Source organism: Paenibacillus tritici, from assembly GCF_013204885.1.
GTDB classification, from domain to species: domain Bacteria; phylum Bacillota; class Bacilli; order Paenibacillales; family Paenibacillaceae; genus Paenibacillus_AQ; species Paenibacillus_AQ tritici.
The window spans coordinates 313667-340057 of the sequence record NZ_JABMKX010000007.1; the positions used below are offsets into that span (position 1 = coordinate 313667).

Annotated in this window: 21 protein-coding genes; 5 read left to right on the top strand and 16 right to left on the bottom strand. The window is 54.0% G+C overall.

All coding sequences use genetic code 11. From position 1 onward, the window contains the following. Positions 1 to 28: 28 nt before the first annotated feature. On the top strand, positions 29 to 2374 hold the full coding sequence (locus HQN87_RS14915) for a helix-turn-helix domain-containing protein (protein WP_173134584.1): 2346 nt from the start codon (positions 29 to 31) through the stop codon (positions 2372 to 2374). 12 nt (positions 2375 to 2386) lie between these two features. Then, positions 2387 to 4060 carry a type 2 periplasmic-binding domain-containing protein gene (locus tag HQN87_RS14920; protein ID WP_173134587.1) on the top strand — a complete coding sequence of 558 codons (1674 nt, stop codon included), beginning with the start codon at positions 2387 to 2389 and terminating at the stop codon, positions 4058 to 4060. 151 nt (positions 4061 to 4211) lie between these two features. Here HQN87_RS14920 and HQN87_RS14925 read toward each other — a convergent pair whose 3' ends face one another. After that, on the bottom strand, positions 4212 to 4565 hold the full coding sequence (locus HQN87_RS14925) for an ArsR/SmtB family transcription factor (RefSeq protein ID WP_173134590.1): 354 nt from the start codon (positions 4563 to 4565) through the stop codon (positions 4212 to 4214). A 170-nt stretch (positions 4566 to 4735) separates the two neighbouring features. Between HQN87_RS14925 and HQN87_RS14930 the strand changes: the two genes are divergently transcribed. Further along, positions 4736 to 6148 (top strand): MFS transporter, encoded by a 1413-nt coding sequence (locus HQN87_RS14930; RefSeq protein ID WP_173134593.1) that lies wholly within the window; start codon positions 4736 to 4738, stop codon positions 6146 to 6148. A 118-nt stretch (positions 6149 to 6266) separates the two neighbouring features. On the opposite strand, the gene HQN87_RS14935 is transcribed toward HQN87_RS14930, so the two are convergent. Further along, entirely contained in the window at positions 6267 to 6434 is a 168-nt protein-coding gene (locus HQN87_RS14935) for a CxxH/CxxC protein (RefSeq protein WP_063776434.1), read from the bottom strand. A 103-nt stretch (positions 6435 to 6537) separates the two neighbouring features. Further along, entirely contained in the window at positions 6538 to 8325 is a 1788-nt protein-coding gene (locus tag HQN87_RS14940; RefSeq protein ID WP_173134596.1) for a M3 family oligoendopeptidase, read from the bottom strand. Positions 8326 to 8553: 228 nt separating this feature from the next. On the opposite strand from HQN87_RS14940, the gene HQN87_RS14945 reads away from it, so the two are divergent. Continuing rightward, positions 8554 to 9891 carry a DUF2252 domain-containing protein gene (locus HQN87_RS14945; protein WP_173134599.1) on the top strand — a complete coding sequence of 446 codons (1338 nt, stop codon included), beginning with the start codon at positions 8554 to 8556 and terminating at the stop codon, positions 9889 to 9891. A 215-nt stretch (positions 9892 to 10106) separates the two neighbouring features. Here the strand turns inward: HQN87_RS14945 and cydC are convergent, their stop codons facing one another. From cydC to HQN87_RS14980, 7 genes are all read right to left on the bottom strand, one after another. After that, positions 10107 to 11906: a thiol reductant ABC exporter subunit CydC gene (gene cydC / locus HQN87_RS14950; protein ID WP_173134602.1), complete on the bottom strand. Its 1800-nt coding sequence runs from the start codon at positions 11904 to 11906 to the stop codon at positions 10107 to 10109. Then, positions 11903 to 13672, bottom strand: a complete 1770-nt coding sequence (gene cydD / locus HQN87_RS14955; RefSeq protein ID WP_173134605.1) for a thiol reductant ABC exporter subunit CydD — start codon at positions 13670 to 13672, stop codon at positions 11903 to 11905. Before cydD ends, cydC begins: the two co-directional genes overlap by 4 nt. Then, complete coding sequence (gene cydB, locus HQN87_RS14960) at positions 13672 to 14685, bottom strand: cytochrome d ubiquinol oxidase subunit II (protein WP_173134608.1); 1014 nt, start codon at positions 14683 to 14685, stop codon at positions 13672 to 13674. Before cydB ends, cydD begins: the two co-directional genes overlap by 1 nt. A 3-nt stretch (positions 14686 to 14688) precedes the next feature. Then, complete coding sequence (locus HQN87_RS14965) at positions 14689 to 16077, bottom strand: cytochrome ubiquinol oxidase subunit I (RefSeq protein WP_173134611.1); 1389 nt, start codon at positions 16075 to 16077, stop codon at positions 14689 to 14691. Positions 16078 to 16310: 233 nt separating this feature from the next. After that, entirely contained in the window at positions 16311 to 16541 is a 231-nt protein-coding gene (locus HQN87_RS14970) for a cold-shock protein (RefSeq protein WP_173134614.1), read from the bottom strand. A gap of 91 nt (positions 16542 to 16632) precedes the next feature. Then, positions 16633 to 16833 carry a cold-shock protein gene (locus HQN87_RS14975; protein WP_019914582.1) on the bottom strand — a complete coding sequence of 67 codons (201 nt, stop codon included), beginning with the start codon at positions 16831 to 16833 and terminating at the stop codon, positions 16633 to 16635. 393 nt (positions 16834 to 17226) lie between these two features. Beyond that, entirely contained in the window at positions 17227 to 18474 is a 1248-nt protein-coding gene (locus HQN87_RS14980; protein WP_173134617.1) for a S1C family serine protease, read from the bottom strand. Positions 18475 to 18830: 356 nt separating this feature from the next. Between HQN87_RS14980 and HQN87_RS14985 the strand changes: the two genes are divergently transcribed. Further along, complete coding sequence (locus tag HQN87_RS14985; RefSeq protein WP_173134620.1) at positions 18831 to 19037, top strand: hypothetical protein; 207 nt, start codon at positions 18831 to 18833, stop codon at positions 19035 to 19037. Here the strand turns inward: HQN87_RS14985 and HQN87_RS14990 are convergent. From HQN87_RS14990 to HQN87_RS15015, 6 genes are all read right to left on the bottom strand, one after another. Beyond that, positions 19006 to 19812 (bottom strand): MBL fold metallo-hydrolase, encoded by an 807-nt coding sequence (locus HQN87_RS14990; protein WP_173134623.1) that lies wholly within the window; start codon positions 19810 to 19812, stop codon positions 19006 to 19008. The two genes, HQN87_RS14985 and HQN87_RS14990, sit on opposite strands and share 32 nt — an antisense overlap. A 16-nt stretch (positions 19813 to 19828) precedes the next feature. Beyond that, positions 19829 to 20569 (bottom strand): two-component system regulatory protein YycI, encoded by a 741-nt coding sequence (yycI, locus tag HQN87_RS14995; protein WP_173134626.1) that lies wholly within the window; start codon positions 20567 to 20569, stop codon positions 19829 to 19831. An 87-nt stretch (positions 20570 to 20656) separates the two neighbouring features. Beyond that, on the bottom strand, positions 20657 to 21949 hold the full coding sequence (locus tag HQN87_RS15000; protein ID WP_173134629.1) for a YycH family regulatory protein: 1293 nt from the start codon (positions 21947 to 21949) through the stop codon (positions 20657 to 20659). Continuing rightward, positions 21946 to 23778, bottom strand: coding sequence for a cell wall metabolism sensor histidine kinase WalK (walK, locus tag HQN87_RS15005; RefSeq protein ID WP_173134632.1), 1833 nt, complete (start codon positions 23776 to 23778; stop codon positions 21946 to 21948). Before walK ends, HQN87_RS15000 begins: the two co-directional genes overlap by 4 nt. Beyond that, complete coding sequence (gene yycF, locus HQN87_RS15010; protein WP_173134635.1) at positions 23778 to 24509, bottom strand: response regulator YycF; 732 nt, start codon at positions 24507 to 24509, stop codon at positions 23778 to 23780. Before yycF ends, walK begins: the two co-directional genes overlap by 1 nt. Positions 24510 to 24665: 156 nt before the next feature. Further along, positions 24666 to 26219 (bottom strand): M23 family metallopeptidase, encoded by a 1554-nt coding sequence (locus tag HQN87_RS15015; RefSeq protein ID WP_173134638.1) that lies wholly within the window; start codon positions 26217 to 26219, stop codon positions 24666 to 24668. Positions 26220 to 26391 lie beyond the last annotated feature (172 nt).

A 26391-nucleotide genomic window follows, 5' to 3' on the forward strand; every position in this document is an offset into this window, starting at 1 on the left:
TATAATCCGCTTGGGAGGGGAATACATCTTGCGTAAATGGAACTCGGCTTTCGCCGTCCTGACTGCCTCATACATCTCTGTTGTGTTAGTCATTGTCCTCTTGCTCTGCTCTGCCTTCTATCTTTATTTCTCGAACCATTATAAGGAAGAGCTTCAGAGCCGCAACCGGCTCATCCTTGAGAATACAGCCAGTACCATAGAGACCTCCATCCTTGAGCGGGTCCAGCAGATCTATCTGGAGGTCTCACTGAACCAGCAGGCAGCGCTCGGCCTGTTACCCGATGCTTCTCTTCCATCGAACCTCAGCAAAGTGAGCAGTCTCCAGGACATGCTGAGGGCGCAAGTGGCGAGTAACTCGGACTTGATCCAGGCTGTACATCTGTATGCCCCACGGCGGCACATCCTGCTCTCCTCGCTATACGGACTGAAATTCAATGCCGATCAGGGAGCCGGGTCTGCCTACTGGAGCGATTGGGTTAATGGAATGAAGCGTAATTCCGGTAACAGACTATGGACAGAAGCCCGCTTCGTCCCGGAGGATATTGTGTCCAGCATTCCCGGCGGCAGCGGCAGCTCCTTGATTACCTATGCGCACAGCTATCCTTTTCGTTCCTCCGGTGCTGACAGTGAGCTGCTGATCGCCATTGACCTGAAGGAGCGCGCACTACGTGATATTCTGCTGAATATGATGCCAGCCCGGGATCAGAGCAGCTTCATTGCAACACCATCCGGACAAATTCTGGCCGGCTCTCATCCGGATGCGGTGGCCCAGGAAGGCACCTATGCTGCCAGCATTGCTGATGCATTAGCCTCTTCAGAGACCTCCGGGAGCTTAAGCCAGGAGATTGGTGGTAGCGCTTACGTGATCTCATATCAGGATCTGCCTTCTACCGGCTGGAAGATCTTCAACGCTTCCCCGGCGGACCTCTTTTATGAGAAATGGGGGGTTGTCCAGCGGCTCATTCTGTCCCTCTGCCTGTTCGCCCTCTTGGTGGGCATCGGCTTGTCTGGAATCCTGGCCACCCTAAATTACAGCCCGGTCAAACGGCTCCTCCGGAGGATTAAGGACCTGTCCGGTTCTGCGCCAGATCCTGCCGCTAACGAATTTAGCCTGATTGACTCTGCCTTCGTCCGGTTGAACGATAAAGTCAGCAGTCTGGAGGACACCCTCCTGGCCAGCAGTCCGCATATCCGGCAGAATATCATCATGAATCTCCTTCAGGGCAGCCCTGCGCAGGGTAAGGTGACGGGAGATCCTGAATTCCTGGGACTGTCGCCGGAGTATACCCGTTACTGCTGCCTGCTCTTGAATACGCGGGGAGCGTATACTCACATGAGTCTTAGCGGGATGCAAACGGCAATGACCGGAATCATCGAAGGGCTTGAGGAGATTCGGCTGCCGGGAAGCCGGATTATCGCCGAAGAGCTTCCGGACAAGCAGCTTATTGTAATCCTCGGTACACGCGAAGCCTCCGGGATTCTCCTTGAACAGCTCTCGGAACATATCGTGACGGAGACCCGCAAGCAGTTCCAGACCGGGATTCAGCTCTCCCGGGGCTGCTGGGTGGATGACATCCGCCGTCTCCATCACAGCTATACCGAAGCACAGACTTTCATGAAGTATGCTTACTTTTTGCCGGAGGTAACCGTCTTGAAGGACCGGGACCTGCTGGAGAAGGAGCAGAGTCTTGAGGAGATTCCGCAGCCCGTCCTAACCAGACTCAAGGATAAATTGCAGACCCGCCAGCTGGAGGAGTCCCTGGCAGCCCTGGAGCAATTGGTGACGGCTATGCGGGAAGGCAGTTACCCTGCGGACTATTGCCACTTCATTCTGGCAAATACCGTCTTCATGTATTCCGATGTTCTGAAAAGCGTCCGCTATACCCCTGCTCTTCACGGGCATCTGGACCTCTATAACGAGTATATTGCCCTTGCGGATATCCGGCATTTCCAGGAATGGTTCGCTGCGTCCATCAGCACCTTCATTGCTGATACGGAGAAGCGGAATAGTGACCGCGCGTTGTCGGCTATTGAAACGGCCAAGGAATATATCGGGAAGCATCTGCCCGAGGATCTGTCCCTGGATGCCGTAGCTTCCAAGGTCTTCATCAGCCCTAAGTATCTAAGCAAGCTGTTTAAGGAAGAGCTGGGGATCAACTACACCGACTATATCACCGGCAGGCGGATGGAACAGGCCAGGCTGCTGATTGAGAACAACAAGATGTCTGTCGAACAGGTTGCCGCTAGCGTCGGCTATGGAACTACAGCTTACTTCATCAAGCGGTTCAAGGAAGTCTACGGCTGTACGCCGGGGAATTACTTGCGCACCGTGAATACATTGCAGCCGCCGCAGGCGGAGATTCGTTTAAGTTAAGGAGGGGGACTTATGATTGCATGCAGACTTCGGCGTTATAGCGCCTTCTTGACCTCACCCGTGCTCTTGCTTCTCTGGGGACTGCTCAGCGGCTGCGGCGGACAGCCCGCTCCGTCCGCTGCTTCGCACGTACAAGAGCCTGGACCACAGGAGGCTTCTGATTCTGGTGCTACTGTCCCGAAGTTCAAGATATCCTGGACCATGCATCAGAACCTGCCGGTCGCTGAGGATGCGGTGATGGTCCGGGCTCTGGAGCAGAAGTTCAATGTAGATCTGGAGTTCTGGAATCTGGCGAACAATAACTATGAGTCGCTGCTCGATCTGAAGCTGGTTCAAGGCCATATTCCAGACTTGTTCCGGGTCCGGCAGACTCAGGATCTGCTGAAGTATCAGCAGCAGGGCCTGCTCGCCGCCATCCCGGAAGACCTGCTGAACACACACGCCCCCAATATCCTTAAGGCTATCCGTGAGTACGCACCCGCATATCAGGATTATGGACGCATTAACGGGTCCTATTATGGAATTCCGGTCATTAACCCCACCAATATCTATCGGGTCCCCGTAGTCTACCGGCAGGACTGGCTGGATAAGCTCGGCCTTACGGTTCCCGGGACCCTGGCCGATTTCGAGAAGGTCATCTATGCCTTTGCGAATCAGGACCCTGACGGCAACGGCATTCGGGACACCTACGGGTTATCGCTGGAAGGAATGAATGTTGTCTTCGGCGCATTCGGGCAGATGGTCTTTACAGATCAGCTCTACTTCAGCCGGAAGGATCAGGGCCTGGTCATTGGCGCACTGGAGCCGGACATGAAGAAGGCCCTGCACTATCTTCGCAAATGGTACCGTGACGGGATCATTGATCCGGAGTTCATCACCGGGGAGAACAGCGGAGGCTACAAGCATCTGTCTCATGCCTTCATCAAAGGGCGGATCGGCATGACCTCCATGGGCAATTATTATCACTGGGTTCAGGATGGGGATTATTTAGATTGGAGCCTGGATCACCAGAAGACAGCCAGGCTCGTTCCGGCAGAAGCCACGTTTAACGTGAAGGAGTTAACCGCCAAGAATCCGCAGGCCAAGATCGTATTCGGCCGGCCGGTCAGCGGTCCAGACGGCAAACGCGGCTCCAAAGCCTACGATATGCTGATGAGCTTCACCGCCATTGGCGCGGACGCCGCCCAAGAGCCGGGCAAGCTGGAGACCCTACTGCAGATGCTGGATTACGTCAGCGCGAGTCCCGATCCGGATGAAGCCGCTGCCCTGCAATACGGCATTCAGGGAACCCATTGGGCCTGGGCCGGAACGGGCAAGCAGGACATCATCCTGCTGCCCCCGTATAACCGGATGTTCAGCTATCAGAATACCATCGGTGCCAATATCGGCATGACTTTGCCTGTCATTCCTTCAGACCGCAGAGACCAATGGGCGTCTACCCTGGGACTGGATCACGACGGCATCTATAATGCCCTTGAAGTGGCCACCCCTTCTCTAATCAGGAACAGTCCCGGGCTGATCAAGCTAAGAGACCAGGCGTACATTGCCTTCATCACCGGGGAACGGCCGCTTGAGGAATTCGGGGAATTCGTGGAGGAGTTCATGTCTGCGGGCGGAGCGGAGGTGCTGAAGGAGGCGAACGAGTCGTATAGGGAGCTTATTCCACACCGAATAGGCGAGCAGTAGAAAAGACCGGAGTCTTCTACATTGCTCACCTCTCCTTCACAGACAGGCCGCCCCGGGTCCCCGGAGCGGCTTCTATTAATAATTCGGCATATTCAAACAGCAGCAATCGCCTTAACACAGCCTACCAGCGACTCCTGGCGTTCCTCTAACCCTACTCTTCCTGCTCTTCCGCCGGCTCGCCGAATCCCTCACCCGGCTCCGACCTCTCGTAAGCCTGCAATACCGAATCCAGCAGTCCGGGGAACCGTTCGTCCAGATCCTCTGTCCGCAGCGACAGAATACGCTGGGTCCCCTGCACCCGCGTATGAATGACACCCGCTTCGCGTAGCGTCCGGGCATGATGGGTCAGCGTAGACTTGGCAATCGGCACCTTGAAGCTGTTGCAGGCCTGTGCGCCATGCTTACGGATCTCCGACGCTACATATAGACGGATCGGATCGCTAAGCGCATAGAGCACAGAGGCGAGCTGAATGTCCTTGCGGTCCGGATGATGGAGCTGCTTCATGAATAAGACCCCTTCGGAGTACAGAATTGTACTTAATTTCTCTCTCAAAATCATGCTCTAACAAGTGGTTTCTTCGTTCATTTTCCTAATTGCATTTTACATTAGCGCATGCTATATTTCAATAGTTCGTAAGTAATCGAACTATACAATAATAAAGGAGTGGCATTCTCATGACCTCATCACAAGCTTCTGAGGGCGATTCAGAGCATTTGGCGGCCGCTCCGCAAGCGGCTCTTCCGCGCGAAGGACTACTGACTCTGCTGTTCAGCGTAGCTGTCGTTCTCGTCATTATGAATACGGCAATGTTCAATCTGGCCCTGCCTGATGTGACCGAGACCTTCGGCATCACAGCGGCATCCGCCTCCTGGATTGTGACCGGATATTCCATTATGTTCTCCATCGCCTCAATCACATACAGCCGGCTCTCTGACTTCGTGCCGATCCGCAGGCTGCTGGTGATCGGGCTGCTCACCTTAGGGCTGGCTGCTGTGGCCGGATTCTTCAGCACCAACTTCATATTCCTGCTGATTGTGCGTATTCTGCAGGCATCTGGTGCAGGCGCAGTGATGTCCCTGTCCCTCGTCCTGTTCACCCGCTACATTCCGCAAGCCCGGCGCGGCAAAGCCATGGCAACCATCATGTCGGCCGTCTCCCTGGGACTGGGTCTCGGTCCGGTAGCAGGCGGCTCCATCGTGGAATACCTCGGCTGGACCTGGCTGTTCGCCGTTACAGCGGCCGTTCTGCTGCTGGTACCGCTGTTCCTGATCCTGCTGCCTAAGGAGATTCCGGCCCGAGGTTCCTTCGATATCCTGGGCGGCATATTCCTTGGCGTCGGCACCACCGGCCTGCTGCTGTTCCTGACCAGCGGACTGTGGGTGGCTCTGGTCGCCGGAATCGCTGCTATTGCCCTGTTTGTCGGGCGTATCCGCACCACCCCAGATCCATTCGTGCTGCCGGCGTTATTCAGCAACCGGCCGTATCTGGTGCTGGCTCTAATCGGAGTCGCCTCTTACCTGTGCAGCTTCGCTACCTTATTCCTGCTGCCGCAGATTCTGACCCACCGCTTCGGCTTCAGTGCCAGCCATGCCGGGCTTGTCATCTTCCCCGGCTCCCTGCTGGCCATCTTCGTCTCCCGCGCGGTGGGGCGGATTATTGACCGCTACGGCAATGCCGGAATTCTGCGTCTGGCACCATTCCTGGTCCTGGCCGCTACCGTACTGTTCGCCTTGTTTGCCGGGCAATCCTGGGTTGCCGTCATGCTCGTATACATGATCATGAGCCTATCGTTCACCGTGCTGTCGAGCAGCGTATCGAATGAAATCTCGCGTATCCTGCCTGCTTCGCAGATTGGCTCCGGGATGGGACTCTTCCAGCTGCTGCAATTCTTCAGCGGAGCCTTCAGCGTCGCGATGGCGGCAAGCGCCTTGGAGTGGCAGCGCAGCTTATCGCTCCAGGCAGCTTACTCCAATATTTACTGGGGGTTGTCCATTGCCGCAATCATCGCCATTGTATCGGCATTTATATACCTGCGGAGCAGCCAGAGCCGCCCGCAGGCCGACGTAACCGAGGCCGCAGACTACTAGACTACAGCTTCTGCATTCTTTTAGCAGTCTCTGATCGCTCCATCCGGCCCGCTTACCCGCACGCCAAAACACCCTGCAGCCCTTCCCGGCCGCAGGGTGTTTATAATTCCGGCAGTCTTTAGACTACCAGATATTCCGCATTCTGTTCACATTCCGCACATTTCGCCGGCGGGTCCCAGTCCGAGAACTCCGTCTCCTTCAGATCGACTACATCCGGTGCATCCTCGTACTCGTCCACAAATTTGTCGATGGCCAGCTCTACGTGTTCCTTACACACTACATACATTCAATCAAGCATCCCTTTCTGTGCCGCTGCGGCGTAGACTCATACTATTGTTCTACCACACTTCCCCGCAAAAGGAAACCTCCCGCAGCGCAATAATCCCGCCTTATCCCCGTCCCGTGAACTTATCGACATCCCCGGCAATGAAACCAAGCGCTTCCTGCCAGAAGGCCAGGGAATGCACATCAATATCCATCAGCTTCGCGGCGTCTGCGATACTCCGGGTACTGGTCGCTGAGAGGAACTGCTCATAGCGGTTCACGAACACTTTACCCTGCTTCTTGTACTGGGCATACAGCCCCTTGGAGAACAAGAGCCCGAAGGAATACGGGAAGTTCAGGAACTCATTGCCTGCCATATAATATCCGGCCTTGCTGATCCACTGGTAAGGATGAACCGAGCCCGGCAGTATACTCTCCCCGTAAGCGGCAACCATCGACTCCAGCATCAGATCGTTCAACTCTTCCACGGACAGGGGACCGGATGACCTGCAGGCATATAACCCGCTCTCGAAGCAATACCTGGCATAGAAGTCTACAATATAATACCCCGCATCCGAGAGACTCCGTTCCAGCATCGTATCCGCTTCTTCCGCAGGCAGAGACATCAGCAGTTCATAGGTCATCAGACTCTCGCAAAAAATCGACGCCGTCTCCGCAATAGGAACCGGGTAGTCCATGTTCACCATCGTGTGCCCGGCGAGACGGCTGCTGTGGTAGGCATGTCCGATCTCGTGGGCCAGCACACTCACATCCATATAATAGCCTTGGAAGCTGGTAATAATCCGGCTCTCCCCGATTGGGACAATATCGACGCACATGCCGAAATTGCCTTTGCCGCTGCGCGGCTCGGCATCAATCCAGCGCTGTTCGAACACCTTGCGGGCGAACCCGCCAAGCGCCGGGCTGAACCTGCTGAAGCCCGCGATAATCATCGCCTGGGCCTCAGCATACGGAATCCGGCCCATCGAAGACTCCGCCGCTCCAACAGGGGCAAAAACATCCCAAAACGGCAGCTGTCCCGCCGCATACCCCAGACGTTCCGCCTTCCGGGCGTAATACCGCTGAAAGACCGGCAGGCTCTCCCGGATGGCCTGCAGCATTACATCCAGCGTCTCCTGATCCATCCGCGAGGCGTCCAGCACCTTATGCAGCGGTGAAGCATATCCTCTCAGTCCGTAGACTGCCGCTGCCTCACCGCTTACGGCATTAATACAGGCTGCACTCTGCTCTGCTACACTGCGGCAGGCTTCCTGCTCGGCTTCAGCCGCCGCCTGCCGTACCGCAGGATCAGGGTCATAGACGAGATTCCGCAGCTCGGCAAGTGTATAACTCCGGGTTACCCCGTCCAGTTCCACATCTGCCCGCAGTGTTGACAACGTCCGCATGTACAGCCGCTCCCACGCCTTGGAGCCGGTTGCCTGCATCCGGGCTAAGACCGCTTCCCCTTCCTCGCTGAGCAAATGCTGTGACTGACTTCGCAGTCCGCGCAGATAGAAGCCGTGCTGCTCCAGATAGCTGCTGGAGCGGATGCTCCGGTCCAGCTCATCCGCACTTACCCTGCCCAGCCATTTGCTGAAGCTGACCAGAGCTTCACCTGCACCATAGCCGGCCTCCTCCAGCTCGTCCATGAGATTAACAGCTTCCACGTTGCCACTGTCCGCGCTGAACCTTAATTCCGCGTAGCTGAACAGACGTAAGTATATATGTTGATATGCGTTATATTGTCTAAGGAACTCTTCCATCACACCGGCCGCAGCCTGCCCGTTATTCATCTGCAAGGCTGACCATCTATTCAGCTCCCCGGCAAGTCTCTCCGCCCGCACACGATCCTGCTGAAATTGCTCCGATTCGAAGGAGGGATAGACCCGGTTCAGATCCCATGTTAATTCCATTGATTAACCTCTCCTTATCTATAGTCACAGGAGCCGTTTCGAAATCACATGCTTCCACCCCGTTCTTAGGAATCCTTACAAGAAAATCCCCTCCAGTATATCACGCCCGCCAAGTTAGAAGTCCACGGAAATAACAGCTATAATCAACTATACCAGATGCTTTACGATTTCAGAGTAAGTCATTCCGGTTAAGAACGATTCCACCGGTTCACAGGAGAGGAGCGCCATATGGTCAACCAGTCGATCACCGAAGGAGTTATACGTACACGTACCAAGCTGCGCAGAGATCTGCTGATTTCTGTTTTTGACGAATTCGATGGCAGCATTATGGGCCTGTCCCCTGATAACAGAAGAGAGAAATACAGCAAAATGGCACAAAGCGCTTTTTCCTTCTACCGGGGGAGCGCATATCTGTTCTATTTTGACACAACAAGGCAGTACTTTCCTTATCATAGCTCGCCCAGCCGGCCTACCTGGATTCAAGGGGATCTGCATTTCGAGAACTTCGGCGCCTTCCGCAGTGAGGATGGGGCGATTGTGTATGATGTGAATGATTTTGACGAGGGGTATGTCGGGTCCTATCTGTATGATCTGCTGCGGATGGCCGTCAGCCTTGCGCTTGTCGCCAGGTCCCTTGGCCACGGTCAGGATGAACAGCGCGGGCTCATCCGCAGCTATACGGAGGCTTATTACCGGCAAATCCACCGTTTCTGTGACCACAAAGACCAGCCCGGGAGCTATGTAGTGGATGAGAATACCGCCAGAGGACCCGTCCGTAAGCTGCTCCGTAAGCTGGAGAAGCGCCGCCAGAGTCATTTCCTGGAGAAGGTTACCGCCCAGATGCAGACCAGCAGAGTGTTCCTGGAGACCTCGGAGCTGCTGATCCCCGGAGCTGCGGAGCAGGCACAGCTGGAGCAGGCCTGGGGCTTCTATACCCGGACTGTAACTACGCGCAGCCTGAATGAGGAGCATTTCCGGATCAAGGACATCGCGGTCAAACGCGGCTCGGGGACGGCCTCCATCGGACTGAACCGCTATTATATTCTTATTGAGGGCGGCATGGAGCAGGCAGGGACCGACGACACCGTCCTGGAGGCCAAAGAAGTCCGCGTTCCCGTTCCTGCCTATTTTCTGCCGTATTCAGACTCCTTCTGGCAAGCGTTCGCCCATCAGGGCAAACGTGTATCCGCGACCCAGCAGGCCATGCATCATAAGGCTGATCCCTACCTTGGCTTCCTGACGATGGATGGCCGGGAGTTCTATGTCCGAGAACGTTCGCCGTACAAAAAAAGACTGAAGCCTGGGAGCCTCGCAGATATGGATGAGTGGACCGCAGTGACCCGGCAGATGGGCAGCCTGACCGCCAAAATCCATGCCCGCGCCGACTCCGACGTCGACAAGGGTATTCTCGACTATCACAGTGAGCATGAGATCGCGAAGGCCATGGGCGCGGATGCTGAGGCCTTTGCCCGTTATCTTGCGGAGTGGGCCTACGGCTATGCCGGACAGGTGGAGAAAGACTATGCCATGTTCGTAGACTGGGTGTCGGAACAGTATGGTATATAGCGGTTACGGCCGCTCAAGGAATACTGCCTTCCATTAGAACGATTGAATGCTGCCCGGACTTTCATCTGCCAAGGGGCTGCAGCGTCCCGCTTTCGTTTCCGGTACTCCCCCAGCGGAGACAGTATATACAGCAAAGAAGCCCTCTCTCCCCGGCAACCGGGTGGAAAGGGCTTCTTTGCTCACTATTTCCAAGCTCAATCTATGCGCGCCTATTCTTATTTACCAGGCGTATCCTTCAGATACCGGCTTGGCCGGTCCAGCTCATATAGCCTGCGGTAGCGCGGCTGCTTCTCCATCAGCTCGGCATGGGTGCCGCGCATCTCCACCTGCCCGTTCTCCATGAAGATCACCTCGTCCATCTCCTCTGCGCCTACCAGATGATGCGTGACCCAGATCAGCGTCTTGTCTGCCATCGCCTCGAACATAGTGGCCAGCAGCTCGCGCTCTGTGCGCGGGTCAAGGCCAACCGTTGGCTCATCCAGCACAACCACCGGCGTATTCTGCAGCAGAATACGGGCCAGGGCGATCCGCTGGCGCTCCCCGCCGGAGAAGCGCTGCCCGGCCTCGCGTACCGGAGTGTCATAGCCCTCCGGCAGCGAAGAGATCAGCGTATCCAGCTTCGCCAGGGCTGCCGCCTGCCGGACCGCTGCCTCCGAAGCCCCCGGTTCCCCGAGCCGGATGTTGTTCGCCACCGTAGTGTCGAACAGATGCGGGCTCTGGTTGAGTACCGCGATGAGCTGCGGAATCCGCTCACCATAGGCCGCAGCGTCAATTCCGTTAATCGTCACGGAGCCGGCCGTAGGCGTAATCACGCCTTGTATCATCTTGAGCAGTGTCGATTTACCGGCCCCGCTGCGGCCAATAACAGCGATCTTCCGCCCCTGCGGCAGCGTAAGATCCAGCCCCCGAACTGATAAGTCGTGGCCCGCCGCATAGCGGTAACCCGCCGACTTCAGTTCAATACGGACCTGTCCGCTGACCTGGACAGCCTGCAGGGCAGCGGCTGCCTGAGCTGCAGCTTCGGCATTCCCGGCAGCTTCCACCCTCAGCGGTACATCTCCCGCTGAGGTCTCCACCCCCTCCAGGCGCTCCAGAGAATTCCGGTATTGCGGAATTTTCTCCACGGCCTCGGATACGGGCAGGAAGGCATCCGCTACCGGGAAGACCACCAGCACGAACGCGGCAATCAGCGTTCCGGCAATCGCTCCGTCAGCGTACTGTCCGGCTGCCCAGTAGAGCAGGGACAGCACGCCCAGGCCGACCACGGCTTGGGCGATGAACATACGCAGCCGCGCCCAGCGCCGCAGCGCACCGTCTGTACGGGCTACGCTCTGCTCATCCGCCTCATACGTATCGACGAACTGGCTCTGCCGTCCGCTGATGACCCAGTCGCCCAGGCCAAGCACGGCATCAGTCAGCTTTTGATACAGCCGGTTGCGCTCCTGCTTCACCTGACGCTGACGCTTCTGGGTGAACAGCAGGGAGATCAGCGGCAATACGACCACCAGGATCAGCATGTACAAGCCCATAAGCAGAGCGAACGCCAGATCGAACGTACCGAGTGAAATAACGGCAACCGCATAGATCAGGAGCGCGATAATGCTCGGAAAGACTGTGCGGAGATATACATTCTGCAAGTATTCAATATCATCGGCCAGCATACCGAGCAGATCGCCGGTACGGAAGCGCGAGGACAGGAACAAAGCCTGCGGCTCCAGAATGTTGTAGAGCCGGACCCGCATTTTAGAGAGAATCCGCAGAATCGTATCATGCCCCACCAGCCGCTCCACATAGTGGATCACGGCCCGGCTTGTGCCGAAGGTGCGCACGCCGACAATCGGCACATAGATCATCAAAATATTTTCCGGCGGAATCGACGCCTTCGAGATCAGGAAGCCCGAGGTATACATCAGCGACGAAGCCGAGAAGATCGTCAATGCGCCAAGCAGAATGATTAACACGAACCGCCAGAAGTAGGCGGAGTAATACGGAGCAAACCATCCTTCACGGTTCAATGGATTCCCTCCAGTTGACCTTGAATAAGCTCATAATAGGCACCCCTCCGCGCGGTCAGCTCGTTGTGTGTGCCGATTTCAGCCACCTGCCCCTGCTGCATAACGATAATCAGATCCATGTCGATCATCCAGTGCAGACGGTGCGTGGCCAGGAACACCAGCTTGCCCTCAAACAGCGGCAGCATCGTTTCCTTCAGCTCATATTCGGTCTCAATGTCCAGATGGGCCGTCGGCTCATCCAGCAGCATAATGGGGCGGCTGCTCAGCAGGGCACGGGCCAGGGCCACACGCTGCTCCTGCCCGCCGCTTAGCGAACGGCCGCCGCCGCCAATCATTTCGTTCAAGCCTTCAGGCAGCGAGGCCACCAGCTTCGATAATCCTGCGGATTCCAACGCGGCGGCTACAGCCTCATTCGAGGCTTCCGGGTAATAGAACCGCACATTGTCTGCGAGCGTACCACTGAAGATATACGGACGCTGTGGAATATAGGCGGTCTGCTTGCGCCACTCCTCATCGGTAAGCGCGCTGACCCGGTTCCCGTTAATGTGGATCGTTCCGGCGGTGGGATGAAGGAAGCCCCCCAGAATATCCACGAGTGTAGACTTGCCTGCTCCGCTCTCCCCTATTATGCCGATTTTGGCATATCCGCTGAATTCAAGGTTCACATCCTCCAGCGAAGCGGCTCCCTCAGCTTCATATTTCACACCAACGGCGTTCAGCCGCAGGCTGCTATCATTGTTCCACGTGAAAATTGTTCCCGGCAACCGTCCGCCATCCTCCTTCATCGCCCCCTGCTCTCCCGGCTCCAGCAGCTTCGCTTGCACCGTCTCACGGTCGATGATGCTCTTCATCGCTTCTCCGGCTTCCTTGCCATCCAGTGTCGCATGGAAATCCGCCCCCACCAGCCGCACCGGCAGGAAATATTCCGGAGCCAGAATCAGAATTGTCAGTCCGGTAACCAGCGTCATCTGCTCATTGACCAGCCGCAGACCGAGGCTTACGGCTACCGATGCTACGGACAGCATCGTGAAGAAGTCCATGGCGAAGGATGACAGGAAGGCCACGCGCAGCGTACGCATCGTCGCCGAGCGGTAGCGGTCGCTGACAGTGGCGATACTCTCGCTGTGGCTGCGGCTGCGCCCAAGGAATTTGAGTGTCTCCAGGCCACGCAGCGAATCCACGAAGTGATTCGATAAAGTGCGGTAAGACTTCAGCTGACGGTCCATTTGCTTGCGGGCCGTCATACCGATCAGAATCATGAAGACAATAATGATGGGCATCGTTAAGGTAAGAATGACACCGCTGGACGTATCCTGGGTGTACACATAGACCAGCAGCAATGCCGGCGTTACGGCCATACCGACCATTCGCGGAATAATCAGCTCCAGGTAGGTACGGAACTTGGTTACTCCTTCAAGCACTAATGTGACCACATTTCCCGTTCCCCGGTCGTAAGCCAGCCTCGGTCCAAGCTGGAACAGCTTATCCATCATCTGTCTCCGCATGCTGCTGCCGGTCGCCTCAGCGAAGCGGTAAGCCGTCCGGCTCATCAGCAGGGCACAGGCATGACGCACGAGAAATGCAAGAAGGAACAAGAGCGCTCTAGCCCCTTGTTCCTTCAGCGGTTCTCCCGCAAACAGCGCAGAGACAACTTCTGCCAGCGACTTCGCCAGCAGAAGAATGGAGAAGCTTTGCACCAGGGTAAGGAAGCCGACCAGCAGAAAGACAGGCTTAACTCCTTTGTACCCAAGCAAATTTTTATCCATTAGTATTCAAGATGCTCCTTCTCGTGAACCCGTTTGTGGAAGATGAAATAACTCCAGATCTGATAGCCCAGCACGAAGGGCAGCAGCGTCAGCGACACAATCGTCATGACCTTCAGCGAATATTGGCCGGAGGCTGCATTCGTAATCGTCAGGTTGAATGCCTGATCCAGCGAGCTGATCATCACCCGCGGGAACAGCCCGATGAAGATCGAAGCCACCGACAGCGCCATTACCGCTCCAGTCATTCCGAAGGCATAGCCGTCCTTCTTCTTAGTCATGAAGTATCCGGCCAGCAGATAAGCTACAACACCCAGAACGACTACAATCCACAGCAATGTTCCGCGTTTGTCGAAAATATCCGTCATGGTGTATGTCATAACTACGAAGGCCACCAGCAGCGCCGCGAGCGGAATCAGCAGCTTCTGGGCCAGCTTGCGCGCCCGTTCCTGAAGATCTCCAAGAGTACGCAGCGTGGTGAACATCAGTCCGTGAACCAGACACAGCAGAACAACCGTAATTCCCGCTACAACCGTATAAGCATTGACGATATCGAAGAATCCGGCATACATCTGCATATCCTTGTCAATCGGCAGGCCTTTAATGAAGCTGGCAAACACCACAGCGAGCAGAAACGGTGGCAGGAAGCTGCCGAAGAAGATGCAGACATCCCAGGTTTTCTGCCAAGCCTTGGAATCGCGTTTGCCTCTGAACTCGAAGGCGACACCGCGGGCAATCAGAGCCAGCAGGGCAAATACAAACGGAATATAGAAGCCGCTGAACAGCGTGGCATACCAATGCGGGAAGGCGGCGAACATCGCGCCCGCACCCGTAATCAGCCATACCTCATTCGCATCCCAGAACGGCCCGATCGAATTGATCAATATCCGGCGCTCTGTATCATTCTTAGCCAGAATCTGCGTCTCCATCCCTACGCCGAAGTCGAAGCCTTCCAGGAAGAAGAACCCGACGAACAGCACTGCAATCAGCAGAAACCATAATTCATTAAGTGACATGGGTTAGCCCTCCTTGTTATACGGATCGTGGGATTCACCGTGTTCGTTATCCATAGCATAAGGACCTTTTTTAATTACTTTGACGAACAAGCCGATCAGCACCGCACCCAGAACGGCATAGATAATGTTGAATGAAATCACTGAGAACAGCACCTGTCCGCTGGTAATATTAGGGGATACACTGTCTTCCGTAGTCATAAGTCCAAATACAGTCCATGGCTGCCGCCCGATCTCTGTCATAATCCAGCCGGAAGTGTTGGCAATCGGCGGGAGCAGCAGTCCCCAGAACATAAACCGCATGAACCAGGTGTTCGGCTTATCCATCTTCTTGCGCCACATGAGGTAGATTGCGTACACGCCAAGCACGATCATCAGCGTACCGGCAGCAACCATGATCCGGAAGCTCCAGAACGTTGTTTTGACAGGAGGGATATAATCTCCCGGTCCATAAGCCTGTTCATATTCCGCCTGCAGCTGATTCATCCCTTTTACTTCACCGGAGAATTTACTGTAGGACAGGAAGCTCAGCAGATAAGGAACCTGAATCTCATTGCTGTTGGTTTTGTTATCTACATCGATATTGGCAAAAATCGTCCAGGGTGCAGGATCACCGCTCTCGCCCCATAATGCTTCGGAAGCCGCCATCTTCATCGGCTGGGTCTCAACGAGATACTGAGCTTGCGCATGACCCGCAACAGCTACGCCGAAGGAAGAAATAATACCTACAATTGCCGCGATTTCAAAGGATTTGCGGAAAAAAGGAACGTCTTGCTTCTTAAGTAACTTATAAGCACTGATCCCCGTTACCAGGAATGCGCCTGTAGCGTATGCGGCAAGCACCGTATGCGGAAACTCCACCAGCAGCTGCCCGTTTGTTATCAGTGCGAAGATATCATTCATTTCCGCCCGCCCGTTATTGATGGCGAAGCCTACCGGATGCTGCATGAACGAGTTAGCCAGCAGAATCCAGAATGCCGACAGCATCGTTCCGAGTGCAACCATCCAGATAGAGAAGAGATGGACACGCTTGGATACCTTATCCCAGCCGAAGATCCAGATCCCGATAAAGGTTGACTCCAAAAAGAACGCAAGCAGCGCTTCAATCGCCAGCGGCGCTCCAAACACATCACCGACGAAGCGCGAATAGTCAGACCAGTTCATTCCGAACTGGAACTCCTGCAATATCCCTGTCACTACGCCTACTGCGAAGTTAATGAGGAACAGCTTCCCCCAGAACTGCGCCATTCGTTTGTACTCTTCATTGCCCTTTCTTACGTACATAGTCTCCATAATTGCAATTAAGAGCGCTAGTCCGATTGATACCGGCACAAAGAAATAATGAAAAATTGTCGTCGACGCAAATTGTATACGTGACAGCATGACTGTATCCATATTTCTCCCCTTCCTTCTCCCCATTCGTTATGTCTATTTTGTCAAATTTCCATCACTCAAAGTGTGATAATTATCACATTATACACCCCGTTTAGGCATAAAAAACAATAAATTTGTGACAAATATCACAATATTGCGCTTGGAAAGCAAAAAAAATAAGACGGTTTCACCGTCTTACATTTCGACTCTCATATATAGCATCTATAGTTGTCTTGGCTCATAAAGGCATTGGTCTAGGTAATCGAAGTACCCTTCTTAAGCGATTTGAGATCGCCATTTGAATTAAGCAATTGCGGCAGCATCTTCATGCTACGAACCATTGGGGAATGACAGAGACGGCAGGAAGGCGCATGTTCAAATGCGAAATTATCCCTCATCCATCCATTACACTCATCGTTGGTGCATGCCCATATTGCGGTATTTTCTTCTGGTACTTCCTCCAAAGGCTTCTTCCGGTAGTTCATTGCCGTTCCTCCTTCCTTTATGTTGCAAGGCCAGTAACGATAAAAAAAGACCGTCCCAACTTTCACAAGCGGGGACGGTACCTTCTATTAATTACAGTTTTACAACGTTTTCGGCTTGTGGTCCGCGGTTGCCTTGAACAACGTTGAATTCAACGCGTTGGCCTTCGTCCAAAGTTTTGAAGCCGTCGCCAGTGATTGCGCTGAAGTGAACGAATACGTCGCTTCCGCCTTCAACTTCGATGAAACCGAATCCTTTTTCTGCGTTGAACCATTTAACTGTACCTGTTTGCATGTGTGTTACCTCCACAAATTTAAATTAATATGTTCTTTTTATCTTCAGACAAAGAAAAAATTCACACATTGAGAAAGGTTGTATTTCAGTTGACAGCCCTTTTCAATAGGAGAATAAGGTATCAATTGTATGAGTAATTTCATGTTACCACACCTTTTTAACAAAGGCAAGCTATTCTATCCTAAATTTCTCCGTTTCTTCCCTTATTAGGTCCTCTTCCCAATGTAAGGGCTACCAGTTGGGTTGAATAGTAATATTTATAGTCAATACTACCATTTACCCCGTGATTTCAGCCTTGAAACGGCTCCATCCTCTTATATTTTGCTAAGAGGACGGCTTGAACCGTTTCCGTTATCTTTACTGCCTCATTATTATATACGGCTGTTTCCAGTTTTATTCCTCGGGCTTCTCCAGAAGCTTAACCGTTGTCTGCTTCACTTCACCATTGCGGTAAAAGGTGATTTCCAGTTTATCTCCGATCTTGGTATGATCGTACAGATATTTGCGCAGCGACAGGGTCGAGGTAATCGGTTTGTCATTGAACTTCGTAATCACATCGTTAAGCTGCAGGCCTGCATCCTTAGCAGGGCCTACGGCATCCAGGACCACAACCCCGTCGGTTACTATGGCCGGAAGATTAAGCTCCTTACGCTGATCATCGGCCAGCGGCACATAGGGATTATTCAAATCAACAGAATACACTCCCAGGTAAGAACGGGCAATCCGCCCTTTGGCTGTAAGTTCATTGGCTGTATCCACCACATGGTTGGCGGGAATAGCGAAGCCCAGTCCCTCCACGCCCGTATCGGAGATCTTCATCGTATTAATACCGATAACCTTGCCGTCCAGATCCACCAGCGCACCTCCGCTGTTGCCTTCATTGATGGCCGCGTCGGTCTGGATAACCTCCTGCTCCCAGTCGTACACACCATCCTGATTCAGTGACACAGGGATCGTCCGCTCTGTATAGCTTACAATGCCTGAAGTCAGCGTATCGCCAAGCCCCAGCGGATTGCCGATAGCAATCACCGTCTCGCCCAGGCGCAGCTTGGAGGAATCGCCGATCTCCGCAATCGTGTTAATACCCTTGTCACTAATGGAGAGCACTGCGATGTCGCTCACCTTATCGGCGCCTACCAGCTCCGCTTTGTGCGTCTTGCCGTCTACTGTAACAACCTCCAGCTTGCCGGCACCCTCAATGACATGATTGTTGGTAATGATAAATGCCTTATTATCATCCTTCTTATAGATAACTCCCGAGCCTAATGCCGATTCATCGAGAATATTGAGTTCTTTGTTGTCTTCCTTATGGTTAATGATGCTCACTACCGCAGGGCGGACATGTGCGGCAGCCTGAATAATCCGGTCGAACGGATCGGAGCTGCTCACAGCCACTTTATCAATAACTACCGGAGCCAGGGATTTCTCCTGGGCGAACTGTCCTGTTACCAGACTGAACAGCAGCACAGCCACAACAGCACTGCATACAGAGCTGATCAGCGATATCTGCCAGGTTGCCAGGGAACGCCTGGATTTGCGGACCGCCCACTTGCCGTCAGCATATCCACCGGATGGTTTAGATTTGCCGTTTCTGCGCCGCGACACCTTGGTTGAATAGAAATCATCATCGAATAATCCCACGTTACACTCTCTCCCCTCTATTGCCACCGCATTCAGGACTGAACGCCAAGCAACCACGCCCGAGCTTAACCGCTATATCTCTTAGACTTCACGAAGTACTAAAAGGTTTCACTTGATTTATTCACCACATTTCTGTGGGTTCTAAGCGCAAGGGATGTCTCTTATTCTTGTAAGCTACTAAAAAGTTTAACAGCCTGTATCCGGAATATTTTGCAACTTAAAAGACTACAATAGGATTAGAACGCTCTTTATGATTGTATCACAGGCAGCAGTGCCGCCCACATTTTTTTAATGTTAAAAAAGATGTGAATTTTTTACATTACCACTACAATTCAATTACTAAGGAGGCCCGGACTATGGAGTCTTTTTCAACAAGTAATGACCTGGTACAGTTTATCGGCAAGCTGGGGGATCTGAAGGATGAACACTATCAACTGATTCTTGTCCAGCATGCAATGATCGAGCTGCTTATTGATAAAGGATTATTCTCCCGCCAGGAGCTGGAGCATAAGATCACCGAGGTTGACCGCCTTATGACTGGCTCACCTTATCCCATGGCGTAGGCCGGTCATAGTAGGTATCACAGAGCCTGAACTCGCTGTCTCTATAGAAGCAGCCGCGGTCCTCCATGGCTCCGCGCACGGACATCTTCGCCAGATCCATCATATTATGGTCTCTGCTTAAGTGGGCGAGATAGGCGCGTTTGGTCCGTCCTGTCAGAATCTCGCTGAGTGCTGTGCCTGCCGCCTCATTGGACAGATGCCCCAAATCGCCGAGAATCCGCCGCTTCGTGTTCCAGGGATACCGCCCCATCCGCAGCATTTCAATATCATGATTCGATTCCAGCACAAGCACATCGGCATCCGATATCGCTGCTCTAACCTTGTCGCTGACATACCCAAGGTCTGTCGCCACACACAGCTTCTCCTTGCCGTCATAGAAATTGTAAGCCACCGGCTCCGCAGCATCATGGGAGATGGCGAATGACTCCACCCGCATACTGCCGAAATCCCGGTGCTGCCCGGTTTCCAGAATGACCCGGTTATGCTCAGGAATCTTGCCAATCCCCTTCTCTATGGCTCCCCAGGTATTCGGATTCGCATAGATCGGAAGATCATACTTGCGGGCCATCGCACCCAGCCCCTTAATATGATCGGAATGCTCATGGGTCACCAGAATCCCGTCCAAATCCTCTCCTGTCAGCTCACGCATGGCCAGCAGCTCGTCGATCCGCTTCGCGCTCAGACCTGCGTCAATCATAAGCGTGGTCTCGCCGTTACGCACCACTGTCACATTCCCGGTAGAACCGCTGGACAGTACTGTAAATGAAATCCCCATATCTCTCCTGCTCCCTCTACTCTGTTGTCTTAGGACTGATAATATCCGCACTGATCGCATCCATATAGTAGGCGCTGCCGTCCTCCAGCATGAACCGCCACATCGGCGAAGCCACCTGGCTCTCGGAGTTGAACAGCTCGCCGTAATAGCCCAGCTCAATCTCCTTCACCGCGGCATCAGCCGGAAAATACTTCTCGATCAGACTGCTCAGCGCCTGTGAAGCCGGGAGCACCTTCTGCAGATCATCGCTCCGGCTCGCCCCGATCTCAATCTGCGGCCAGCGGTACGCTACAATCTTCTGATCACTGTTAATCAGCTCCAGCCTCACTCTGAACAGGGACCATTTGTTGTCCACCAGCGGATGCAGCACGAACTTGCCAACCTCGCTCTCCTGTGAATCGAACCGGTAATTGGCAATGTCCGGGATCTGGCCTTTCAGCAGGTTGCTCAGCTCGGAGAACGAGGAGTACATCAGCTTGCTGTCAATCGGCTCCTTGAGCTTCACAGGCACTTCATTCTGCTCTTCTCCCGAGTAACGGTACGTGATATCAGGCAGCTCCGGAGTGGCAGCCGGAATCGGACACAGCAGCCGGATGCCCTTCTCTTCCATCACCGCCTGAGTTTCTGCGGACAGGGAAGTGAAGTCAAGTCCTGCGCTGACCTGATCGCGCACATCAATCCATAACTGATAGCACAGCAGCAGGTTAAGCACCAGAAAGGCATAGATCATTACACTTTTGGCCCTTCCCCAGTCCATAACATTCCCTCCCCGGATAACAGCTTAAGGCTAAGACGTCCCTACGCCTTGTATTCATTCCTATACTCTGTATTCCTGCATCCTGCTCTAATTCAGCGTAAGCTCAGTTCCATCACTCAGCGTAACCCGCCAGACCGGACGGAACTTCAGCTTCTCCCCTGTCAGCGCAGGCAGATAGGCAGGTGTCAGATCAATAATCCGCAGGGTACTGCTGATCCCCGCCAGCCGCTGCTTCAGCACTTCGCCGCCGGACAGCTCAACAATGGTCTTCTCTGACTTCTCCTCATCCATATACAGCAGGGAGCGTTCGTAGGAAGAGACCGTCCCCTGCTGCAGCTCCAGATGGATTACGCCGTACTGGAGCTGCGGATTGCTCATAACCGGATAGGAGCCGGACGGATACGCGCCATAATATTGCTGAAAAGAAACCTTGCGGTCCTGCCGCCCCTCTTCTGTAGCCGCCAGCCTGTAGGTTCCGTTCCAGCCGCCGTGCCGGTTGACGAAATCCACCGCCTCCAGTGCATCCTTGGCCGGAGTACTGTCGCCATCCGGGAGTGCTGCCGGATCGCTGTAGCTCATCCAGTTCTGCTCCTGATCCACCTGCAGACTGCGTTTGCTGTCTGTGTAGATTTTGGAGCCATCCTTCTCGGGAATGTATCTGGTGCTGCCGGCATCGAAGAACAGATTGCTCTGCATTTGCTCAATGGTATACATGCCCGCAGGCATAACTGCTTCAACCAGCGGAACATTGGCCTCAGGGACATAATACTCTCCGTTCACGGCAGTATACAGGGTCAGATTCTTGCCGAAGTCCACGTGCTGCTGCACATCCTGTACCGTAAGATCGGCTTTGGCCGCCTCGTACACAATATCTCCGCGGGTGCTGAAGAAGACGGCATGGGCTTTGGAATCATTCTTAATGTTGTAAATCCAGATCCGGTCAATGCTCTCCCCTTCAAATAGTGAATCCGGCGAGATCTGCATGACCCGCTGCAGCAGTGATACCGGAATTCCTGCCCCGAACGACAGCTCAATGCCCGGATTCTCGCTGCGGATCTTGTCCCAGTCGAAGTCCTGGACAGACCGCCGCTGGAAGCTCTCGAAGCCGCGGCCCTTCAGGCGGTTCATAATCAGATTATAGAAGGTGGAGCTGGGATAGAACAGCGTATGCTTGTCCCCGCCCATATGGATGATCATCTTATCCGGGTAGAGCAGATTCTCCACCTTTTCCTCCGGTCCCATATTATCCGTCTTCACATACAAGTTCTTGGACAACACTGCTGAATCGCTGCCCGGCAGCCTGTAGATCAAATAATAGCTCTCCACGAGGCTGCCGAGTATCAGCACGACCAGCACCCATGACTTGATTCTCTCCTTCACGCCTCACTCCCCCTTTGCTTCATCAAAGGCAGCGTGAACGTGACCAGCGAGCCTTCATTCAGCTCAGACTGCAGGGAGATAGAGCCGCCGTGCGCTTTGACAATTTCCCGGGCAATGGACAGCCCCAGACCGGTTCCGCCCATATTCCGCGACCGGGCTTTGTCGACCCGGTAAAAGCGTTCAAAGATGCGCTCAATATCCTTCTTCGGAATCCCAATACCGGAATCACGCACCGAAACGGCCAGCATTCCGTCCTCGTTCTTATGCGCCTCCAGCTGAATCGTCCCGCCTTCCGGCGTATATTTCAGGGCATTGGAGACCAGGTTGCCCAGCACCTGATCAATCTGATCACGGTCCAGCCAAGCTGTGGATACCTCTTTGCGTACTCTCGTGCTGATATGGATCCGCTTCTGGCGGATCTGGAAGGAGAAGCGGTCGGCCACATCCTCCAGCATCTCGGAGATGTCTGTCTGCTGTATGCGCAGACTGGACTCTTTGGAGTCGAGCCGCGACAGATGCAGCAGATCGGTAACCAGCCGGATCATGCGCTCCGTCTCATTGCGGATCACCCCGACGAACCGCACCGCAAGCTGCGGATCTTCCAGTGCACCGTCATCCAGCGCTTCCGCATAGCTCTTGATTGTAGTGAGCGGTGTCCGCAGCTCATGCGATACATTCGCCACGAACTCCCGGCGTGACTCCTCCAGATTCTCCTGCTCTGTCACATCCTGCAGCACCGCAATCGTCCCGGCAACCCGTCCGCCTTCGCGGCGGTGGATCGGGGTGAAGGTCACCCTCACGATATTGGGGTCTTCTCCGTCCAGAGGAGACAGGTGAAGCATGGCCGACTGGGCAACACCCTGTGTCACCGAGACCGTCTGCTCAGGGTCAAGACCCAGCAGGCCGCCGAGCGGAGCCCCTTCCGGCAGCGGCCCTTCGGCACCCAGCATCAGGGCAGCGCGTGTATTCATCAGAATGACTGCCCCGCTCTCGTCCGTCGCTACCACGCCGTCACTCATATTGGCAAGAATGGAGGACAGCTTCTCCTTCTCCTCCTCATTCTGCAGCAGCGCCTCGCGCAATCTGTCCGTCATGTAGTTGAAGGCTTGGCTCAACTGGCCAATCTCATCATTGCCGAACACGGGAACCTTCCGGTTGAAGCGGCCTTCTGCCACCGCAGTAGCATGCTTGGTCATCTCCTTGATCGGATGGGTGATGGTATGAGCCAGGATCACCCCCAGCACTGCTGTCAACGCCAGCGCCAGCAGCAGCCCCGAGAGGAATACACTGTTAATCCGGCTCATCGTGGCATATAAGTCTTTCATATCAGCGGCTATATAGATAGCGCCTACGACCTTATCTCCAGAGATCACCGGCTTCGCTACTACCTTCTTGCGCACATTATCATCCGCGATGATATATTCCTCATTATCGCTAATGCCCTGCAAGGCGCGGCTGACCACGGTCTGCGTATTCCGCTGGCCCACATAGTCATTCTGGGAAGGAATCGAGGTGGTAATAATCTTGCCGCTCGCATCCAGCACCTGAATCTCTGCACCATTGATATACAGATTGTTCACCATGCCGCGCAGACTTTCCACAGCCGATTCCTCATCGGCCGTCCCCGTCTCACTCCCGAACTTGTCGGCGGTGAGAATCGAGAGCATCTCTGCCCGGGCCTTCAGATCCTTGGTGAAGTTATCCGTCAGCGAGTTCTTCATGGAGCTGACAAAATATACGCCGATCAGCTGCATCGCAATCAGAATCAGCAGCACATAAATTACAATAAGCCTGGCCTGAATCGTCCGGAAAAAGGACAGTGCTTTCATCACAATCCTCCGTTTTTGGGGCTATGCATCAAATAACCGAGTCCGCGCCGGGTATGAATATACTCCGGCTTGCTGGGGTTCTCCTCAATTTTTTCTCTGAGCCGGCGGATCGTCACATCCACCGTCCGCACATCACCGAAGTATTCGAAGCCCCATACAGCCTGCAGCAGATGCTCCCGGGTCATTACTTTGCCGGCATGACGGATCATATAATAGAGCAGCTCGTATTCACGATGCGTCAGATCCAGCGGCTCGCCGTCCTTGTAGACCATGTACATATCCGTATCAATGAATAACCCGAAATGATAAACACCCTGTTTGCTCTCCGCAGCCTCACTTGGTGCCTCGGACTGGGCCGGCTTATGCTGGCGGCGCATTTGGGCCTTCACTCTGGCCAGCAGCTCACGTGTGCTGAACGGCTTGGTTACATAATCATCAGCGCCAAGCTCAAGACCCAGCACCTTGTCAATCTCTCCATCCTTCGCGGTAAGCATAATAATGGGAATATCCAGATGTGCAGAGCGTACCTCACGGCAGACATCCATCCCGTCCTTGCCGGGCAGCATGAGATCAAGCAACATCAGATCGGGACGTTTGGACAGAGCCAGCTCAACCGCACTGTTGCCGTCGAATGCGCAGATGACCTCATAGCCCTCTTTTTCCAGATTGAACTTCAATATATCAGCAATAGGTTGTTCATCATCCACTACCAGAATCGTTCCCATTTGCATATGCTCAGCTTCACCTTTCTAACGATACTCAGGTCATTGATTCCTTTATTTTAACATACCTGCGGGGGGCATCACATCTAACGAAATAAAAACCGCCCGAAATCATCCGGACGGCAGAAAATTACATATGAATAGTAGAAATTATATATTTATTTGTTATTTCAGATATTTCATCGGATTGATAGCTGTTCCGTTCTTGCGGATTTCAAAATGCAGATGCGTACCGGTTGAGCGGCCGGTGCTGCCCATAATCCCAATCTGGCTGCCCTGTCCCAGCTTCTGTCCGGCCGAGACCGAGATACGGCTTAAATGCCCGTAGTAAGTGACATATCCGTTATTGTGGTCAACGATAACCACATTGCCGTATCCGCTCTGCACACCGGCGAAGCTTACCGTCCCGGCATCCGCAGCCTTGATCGTACGATTGCCGGATACCAGATCCACTCCCTTATGGGCGCGTCCCCAGCGCTCGCCGTAACTGCTCGATATCATGGCTCCGCTAACGGGCCAGGCGAACATCCCTGTGCCTTCACCCACAACCTTGGTGCCGGAATAGACCACTTCAGGCAGGGCGGCCTTCACTACACTCTGCCCCAGCCACTCTTCCTGGACAACCTGTCCATTTTCTTTGGTCAGCCTGTACTGCATCGTTTTGAGTCCGGTTTGTCCGGGGCGGACAACCTTTCTTTTGCCTGCCGGCAGCTGATCGCTCTTGCGGATAATAACCTCAGGCTCCGTGACTACCTCTTCGGTCACCTGTTCTACGGTCACAACCGTAAGATCCGGCTGCGGGACTGTTAACTGCAAAGTATCGCCGATCTGCAGGCTAAGCTCCTTAACCTCCGGATTGTTGCGGAAGATCTCCGCTTGGTTAATGTTGAACCTGGAAGCAATCGCAGAGACCGTATCGCCCTCCTGAACCGAATAGCGAAGCGGAGCTTCCCGGCCTTCGGTCAGCACTTTCACCGCTTCTTCTACACTCAGCACCTTGTTGGGGTCTGCCTTCACCGGAATGATGTTCACTTCCTCACGGATCTTGACCGATTCCACTTGGTCTTTAGCTGCCGGGATAGCGGCTCCCGCCTTGGCCGCCGTCTTCTTCAGCTTCCCGCCCGAAGCTGCAGCCGTCTGCGGAGCATAATGCTCCTTCACGGCCTGAAGCACTGCTGTAGCCGTCTCCTGATCCTTGACGATTCCGAGCGGCTCTCCGTCCACGGCCAGCTGCACACCTACGGCATAGGCTTTGAGCATGCCATCCAGCTTGTCCAGGGTAGCCTCACTGTCAACCTCCGGCTTGTAAGCCCGCTGTGCTTCTGTAGTGATGCCGCCCGTTTGCAGTACCATCACAGAGTCAGGATACTTGAGCTGATATTCCCGTCTCTTATCCTCGAACAGCTTATTCAAGTCCGCCTGCTGGTCCAGGTTCCCGATCTCCTCGCCGTTCACCAGCACTTTGTAATAGGTTACGGTATTCGCCGTAACATGTCTTTTCTCTGCCCCCACCAGGAAGGTGGTCAGAAGAACCAGACCGGTTGAAGCCAGCAGCCATGAGCGCCGGCGTCTGCGTGATTTCGTCACCGGCTGAAAGACACGGGACTCACCCGCGCCGGCGGTTTCCTTATCCTGTAGACCTGCTGCACCGGATTCTGCGGATGCTTCATCACGGCTCCGCAGGTTCCCCATCCGGCGCATGAACTTAAATCCTTTCATGAAACTCTCCCTTTCAGTCTATGCTTCACATCGAATTTTATTGTCTATTTGCATGAGTACGAATATTGCTCTATTGAGGACACGAAAAAGGTTACAAAAAATTAACCCTTAATAGTCCTTTTTTACTGTACCATAGCCTGCAGAAAAATTTCAACTTTGTCCCTACAGCAAA